The organism is Acidovorax facilis, from assembly GCF_023913775.1.
Lineage (GTDB): Bacteria > Pseudomonadota > Gammaproteobacteria > Burkholderiales > Burkholderiaceae_C > Acidovorax > Acidovorax facilis.
The window spans coordinates 50,675-56,765 of sequence record NZ_JAMXAX010000022.1 but is presented as its reverse complement, the minus strand read 5'-3'; the positions used below and the strand labels follow the sequence as shown (position 1 = coordinate 56,765).

The 6,091-nt window shown below is 56.8% G+C and carries 7 protein-coding genes; all 7 read left to right on the top strand.

Annotated elements, in window-relative coordinates; all coding sequences use genetic code 11:
* Positions 1 to 860 precede the first annotated feature (860 nt).
* The 7 genes from NFX52_RS09590 to NFX52_RS09560 all read left to right on the top strand — a co-directional run bounded on the left by NFX52_RS09590 (position 861) and on the right by NFX52_RS09560 (position 6,090).
* Positions 861 to 1,310, top strand: coding sequence for a hypothetical protein (locus NFX52_RS09590; protein WP_055400029.1), 450 nt, complete (start codon positions 861 to 863; stop codon positions 1,308 to 1,310).
* A gap of 677 nt (positions 1,311 to 1,987) precedes the next feature.
* The gene (locus NFX52_RS09585; RefSeq protein ID WP_055400033.1) at positions 1,988 to 2,470 is read left to right on the top strand and encodes a hypothetical protein; all 483 of its coding nucleotides are present in this window, start codon (positions 1,988 to 1,990) and stop codon (positions 2,468 to 2,470) included.
* 153 nt (positions 2,471 to 2,623) lie between these two features.
* Entirely contained in the window at positions 2,624 to 3,154 is a 531-nt protein-coding gene (locus NFX52_RS09580) for an ATP-binding protein (protein WP_156358788.1), read from the top strand.
* 27 nt (positions 3,155 to 3,181) lie between these two features.
* Positions 3,182 to 3,481, top strand: coding sequence for a hypothetical protein (locus NFX52_RS09575; protein WP_156358789.1), 300 nt, complete (start codon positions 3,182 to 3,184; stop codon positions 3,479 to 3,481).
* 16 nt (positions 3,482 to 3,497) lie between these two features.
* A complete protein-coding gene (locus tag NFX52_RS09570) occupies positions 3,498 to 3,929 on the top strand; it encodes an H-NS histone family protein (RefSeq protein WP_055400039.1) in 432 nt (143 codons plus the stop codon).
* A 35-nt stretch (positions 3,930 to 3,964) separates the two neighbouring features.
* Positions 3,965 to 4,972 (top strand): toprim domain-containing protein, encoded by a 1,008-nt coding sequence (locus NFX52_RS09565; RefSeq protein ID WP_082437523.1) that lies wholly within the window; start codon positions 3,965 to 3,967, stop codon positions 4,970 to 4,972.
* Positions 4,973 to 5,121: 149 nt separating this feature from the next.
* Positions 5,122 to 6,090 carry a hypothetical protein gene (locus NFX52_RS09560; RefSeq protein WP_055400042.1) on the top strand — a complete coding sequence of 323 codons (969 nt, stop codon included), beginning with the start codon at positions 5,122 to 5,124 and terminating at the stop codon, positions 6,088 to 6,090.
* The last annotated feature ends 1 nt before the right edge of the window (position 6,091 follow it).

The following is a 6,091-nucleotide window of genomic DNA, read 5'->3' as shown; positions in this document are numbered from 1 at the left end:
GTGGGTACGCCGCGTCGCATATCTCGGTGTCTCTGAATCTTTGAGCATGGTGTCCACGATGGTTTACGTGCACACGATCTTGCGAGATGTCGCGGGACTGTTCAAGGTGGTACGGCTGGTCGCTTACGCTCAGGCTGCCGGATAGCATCCCGACTGCCGTACCGACCATAGCGCCGGTTGACGCGCCTCGCGTGTACACCTTCTCCAGGGTCACCTCCTTGATTGTTCCGTAACGCGAGCGATTGTTGGGTGAGCCCGCGCAGTTAGCCAAAGCAACGCACAGAGCCAGGACGAAAAACGTTTTGCGCATAAAAAATGCCGACAGTTGTTACTGCCGGCATTTGGGATGGAACACACCATTTGGTGCAATCGGTTCGACGGCGGCCGCTATGGGGCGTCAAATCAGCCCTCCTAGAAGGGCACATCCTCAACCGGCAAGATGGTCTGGCCGCGATAGCAATTATGCGATACGTACGAAAGGCGCTCGACGTCACCGTCAAACCCCTCAAGAGAGCTGTAGAGGTCGACGAAACCACCATCAGGCGGAACAGCTGGCGCGCATGCTGGCCTTGTAGCGCTACTGCGGTACTGCATCAGCACCAATTCCAGAATGATCGGCACCCACTGGCGACCTGATGAGCGAAATGATGGGCTGAGGCCCGCACGACGGAAAGCGATGACGCGGGCGAGCGAACGAACGGTTCCACATAGGTGAGGCCATCTTGTGCAACCACGGTATAGAACTTCATTGGAATCTCCAGAAAAACCTGCGCAAGCAGTACAGCCACACTTGCAGGAGACTTTGAGATAACTGCGCACAACAAATAGAATTGCATGAGGTAACAAATCAAAGGTGCTGAATGATTGCGATTGGGACAGAGCTGGACCTTGGCGGGCCCGGCGGATGGATTCCGTTTGAGCTTCCGCGGCGCGACACCAAAACCGCGCCTGAGCCTGCAGATGACTTGAAGGCTGTTGGCCCTGGACTGAAAACTGGCACAACCTGGCGCGCATCCGTGGCCGCCGGCGTGAGCGCGATGGTGGGCGTGGCCATCGGCGCGATCGGCCTCGCCGTGCTTACTCCGGCCGGTGAGCCGCTCATTGGCAGTGACAGTCGCCAGGTGCGGAACGTCGAGCATCTGCACGCGGAACAGGCCAGCGAAGCCAGCGCGGCGCGCAACAACGACGCTCTCGTTCTACCCGCAGCTTCGCGAGAATTGGCCGATGAGTCGATGCTCCGGACGGCCGAAGTTATCCGCGCCGCGATCAAGCGTGCCCAGGAGCGTGAGCGGGCAGGGGGGGCACCTTGAAAGCAAGCCCGATCCGATGGGACGCAACTGCCGATCGCCTTGGTGTTCGAGTACAGGCTGCCTTTCACTCGCCAAGAGCAATTGCCGGCTTCCCTCCAGTGAGGCGCGATCTCCCGATGCTCATTGGCCGTCTGCCAGTGCAGCTGTCGCTTTCTGGCGAGAGTGCCAGCCTTGGAGCTTGGCGGGCAGATCCCGAGGCCTTGTTTGAGCTGGGTGACGGCCTCATCGTCCTTTCAGGCAGCGGCCATGGCCCCGAGCACACATCCGATCTTTGGACGGCCCAATTCAGCTCGAGGGAGATGTGGCGGGCACTCGCAAACGCGATGGCGGTCTCTGCCACATTGAGGCGCCCGGCCATTGCAATTGCTCGGGCTGCAGGCGCTGTCTATATGTTGTCCCCAAGCACCGACGTGGTGCAGCGTATTGTCTTTGCCACCAGTTCCCGTGAGGGGCGGATCACCCTGGAACAATTGGAGCTAGCCTGCGATCCTGCTCGTGGTCAATACCTTGGCAGTTAACAATGTATTGTTACACCTTTGTCGGGAATGAGAAAGTATTGACTGCTACAATTCGTGACAATAACTCATAATTGTCATTTCGTTTGCTTCGAGGGACGCATGCTTTACGTTGTTGAGGTACCAAAAAAGGGATTGCCGAAGTGCTGGTCTGCACCAGACATGGAATCGTTCGTTGCCCAGGTTCAACTGGAGCGCAAGACGATTTGCCACGTGACTGATCGTGTGATGTTCGAGCGAATCACGGCTAAGGAATTGCTCGGGCGCCTCGGCAACCCAGCTCCAAGCGAACTCATTGGTACAGAGCAGGAATGGCTCTACGACGTGCTGATGGACCAGGGAATGCATGCAAAGCTTTATCGCGCCGATGCCTATACAAAGGATGACGGCACCTACTCGATAGAACCCATCAACGAGTACGAGGCCACACTGTCATGGCTTAGCGAAGGACTTGACACCATTTTGGTTTTTGAGTCGATTGAAGAGGCTCGCGCTGCTCTCTACGACATGCGGAATTGGCTCTTCTCGGGTGGGATGGAGGGCTTGACAGGGCTTGCAGACCTGCTGGAGGCGACCCCGAGCTCTGGCACTGCGCTCGGCAAGGCCGTGCTGCAGCAGTTCCAACTCTGTGCAGCAAGAACGTAACAAACAAAGCCCAAAGCGACACTATTTGATACGCGAAATCCCCTGTGATCTATAACAAATGGTATCATTTGCGGTACCATTTGTTTTCACGAGGGGTCGCGAGTGTCAGATCTTTCAGCAGTCCGGTCGGTTTTGTTCCTCAACGCGGGGTTGATGAGCACGAACCCACCGGCCAAGTATTCGCAAGCCAACGTCCGAAGCGTGGCCTCGTTCTTCCCGGGAGCTGCGCGACTCCTGGATCGATACGTACTTCAGGTCAGCAAACACCTCACCGACTGCGATCTGGTGCTGGTCGCAGAGCACGGCCATGGGAAAACGCATACATCCATCGCTCTAGTGCGCGAGATGGGCCATGCAGGGCTATCAGCAATCTACGTCACGGCGTATGACATGGTCCAGGCGCTTCTCGCGGAAGAGTCCCACCAAGGCAGCAGCCTCATGTCGCTCCTCTCGGAGTATGACTTCCTGATGGTCGACGACTTCGGGATGACACTGTTCCATGACCTAGACTTCGAGGCGGCGAATCGGTGCGTTGCGCAGGTCCTTGAAGCACGCTACGCCAACGGGAAGGTCACGGGATTTGCAACGTCCGTCAGGTCCCTCAGTGAATCAGACGTCTACGGGGTGGCAGGCACCCCGAGTGGGCGGATGCGACCCTTCAAGATCGAGTTGGACGCAGCCTAGACAGGCCGCCGTCAAGGGGTTTGATCCGTGGCAGTCCGCTTGGCCACGTCAGGAAACACAACATCCTTCGGCAACAAATGCTTCGCCAGCGAAACATGGGCCTTGCCAAAAGAAATGAAAGGTTTCACCACCAACCAGGCCGCAAATGTCCTCAGCTTCTCAGACACCAAAACCAGAATGCCGATAAAAATGAGCACAGTTACCAAAACGGCGTTGCTCGTGGAATCCGGGGACTGGGAAGCCATCGATACGGACGGCCCAAGTGCACACAATGCGAATAGGAAAGGTTTTGCAGCCAAGATTATTACTCCCGATCTTGAATTGTAGCACCGCACGAGTATTAATGGAGTTTAAGCCGGAAATGCAAGGAAGCAAACCAGCAAATGACAGTATCCCTGAGCCACTGGGCGATCTGGAAGCCGCAATGGACCGAATGGAGGGGGTGCGAAAAGAAGTCGATCAGCGCGTGAAGGAGTCGTACGACTCCATTCGCGAATCCATCGCCGAGCTGTCTAGACTACGAAAGCGCCCGCTCGCCGAGGTGATCCTAGAAATCGTCAAACCCTGGGAAAAGGAGATCATGTTCTCCCGGGTTCTCGCGATCCCAGCCAATAGACGCAAGTCGAAGGGCGAGCCTCGTTATCGCCATCCTCTGGACGCGAGTATCACGTGGTCTGGTGCCGGAAAGAGGCCTGAGTGGTTCATTGCCTACCGCAACAATGGCGGAAACGTCGAAGACCTCGCGATCTCTCCCGGGCAGTTATCCGCGCACTGAGCGCAAGTAGTGCTGTATCAACAACGGAGGGCTCCATGTCACTCGTACAAACAGCGCTGGATCTCAGCTATCCCGTTCGAAAGCAAGGACGCACGTTCGGGGGGCCGCGGTGCCCAACTTGTGGCATCGGAACCCCGCACTCCAATCGCTTCTGCATCTTTTTTGGGAAGGATGATAAGGAGCGTTGGAAATGCCAGGCATGCGGCAGTCATGGTGACATTGTGGATTTCATCGTAGCGGCCACCGGCTGCTCAACGGCAGATGCGTTCGCCCGAACGCGCAATGGGGTACGGTTCGCGCCCTCGGACGCGAAAGAGCCCTGTCCGCCGCAACGGCCATCTCGGCCGAGCAGCGCGATGTCTCGCTCGCATATCCAACTGCTGCGAGAGGGCCTATCGAAACATCCAGACGACAAGGTATTCGCATATCTGCGGGGACGTTGCATTTCTTCGGCCTCCATTGAGAAGATGGTGGAGGCAGACCAATTGCGATTTCTCCCGAGTGACGTGCATCTTGCTAGAAAGATGATCTTCGAAGTGCTTGGCGGTCAAGATGTAGCCGAGAACTGCGGATTACTGACAGCGCCAAAGAAATGGCCTGCGGCGGCCTTCAGACCCGTCGTGGGTATATTGCCCAAGGATTGTGCGGTAGAGTTCAGAATGGTCGAAGAATCAGAAACCTTTAAAAAGGCACTGAGATTTGGTTCTCTGAATTATCCATACTTCATCAAGGCGGAAAAGGAGGTCAAAATTGTCGAAGGCCTAATTGACGTCCTGTCCTGTATTGAGCTCGGTGAAACGAGATCGATCATGGGTATTCCTGGGACAAATTCATGGCAGGTTGAATGGTTTTCGAGCATGAAAGCACACGGCTACTCGACATTCCACACCGGCCTGGACAACGATGAACCAGGCAGGGACGCGATGGCGAAGATCTCTGGGGAGCTGGCAACCCTTGAGCTGAATGTCATCGACGATCCCGCACCCGCCGGGAACGACTGGAATGACTACCTCAAGACCCTGAGAGGGGCCTCAAGCCCATGACCAGCTTGCATCACACCAAAAGGCCCGCCCTGCGCGGGCCTTTTTCTTTGGCGCGAGTGCTGCAAAATTGTTATCACTAATTGTTTCGGTCGAGTCCTATTTGGTACAATCCGCGTACTAATAACGCCTTCTTCTTCCGAGGAGCCAACATGGCCGGTGCCAACGCAAACTTTCGCTTCGTCAATGCAATGCTCAACATTGGCTACCTGACAGGTGCCATCGTCATCACCGAAGAGCGCGACCGCTTCTATGTCCGCCAGACTGGCAACGAGCAGCTCGACATCCCGGTCTTCCTGCCGAACCTGGGCTACCGGATGCCGCCGCGCAATTCCATCAAAACGGTGGTGGTCCACTGCTACTCCCACATCACCGACTCGGGCACGAGCGTTAAGCCGGTCGTGGTCTCGGTCAGCGATCCGTCGGTGCTGACCATGCCACCGATGAGCAACTTCCTGCTTGGCTTCCGAAACAAAATCTCTTCCGAGAAGCTGGAGCATTTGATGGGCGAGATCAAGCTTCCGTACCACCGCGATGGCTCGATCAAGAAGGAGTTCTTGGATCTCCTCAAGGAGGAAAACAGTCAAGACGAGGCGATCTCGGCCATCATTGAAATGTACGAAATGACGCGCGGTAGCAACCGGACAGGCGCGCTGGACAACAACGGCAACCGAGTGATGATTGCAGGGTTCGTCGATCGCCGTTCCTACGTCCCGCCGAACGAGTACCAAGAGCATGGCCATGGGCGAGTCGACATTCGCCAGCACGAAGAACGGGACAAGTCGCTTCCCATTCGCCTGGTGGGTTCGCAAGTTCGACCCCAACTCGAGCGGGTAAAGCACCCTGGAGTGGCTATCAAGGTCGCGGGCAGGCTGCGTCGCAAGATCGTTCCCGCCCCTGACGGCCAGGGCATCATCAGCGACGTCGTGTACATCGAGACGGACCTGCTGCAGCGTGCCAATCAGGGGCAGGACATTCTTTCCGTGCCTGGTTGGATCACGACGTACCGCGACGAAATGTTGCGTCGCAGGGAGGCGGTCGCCAAACAATCCCCGGACACGGCGCCGATCGAAGGCGGCCCGACTGGAGGTAGTGACGAGGCCCTCGACAACGCTGGCTGAG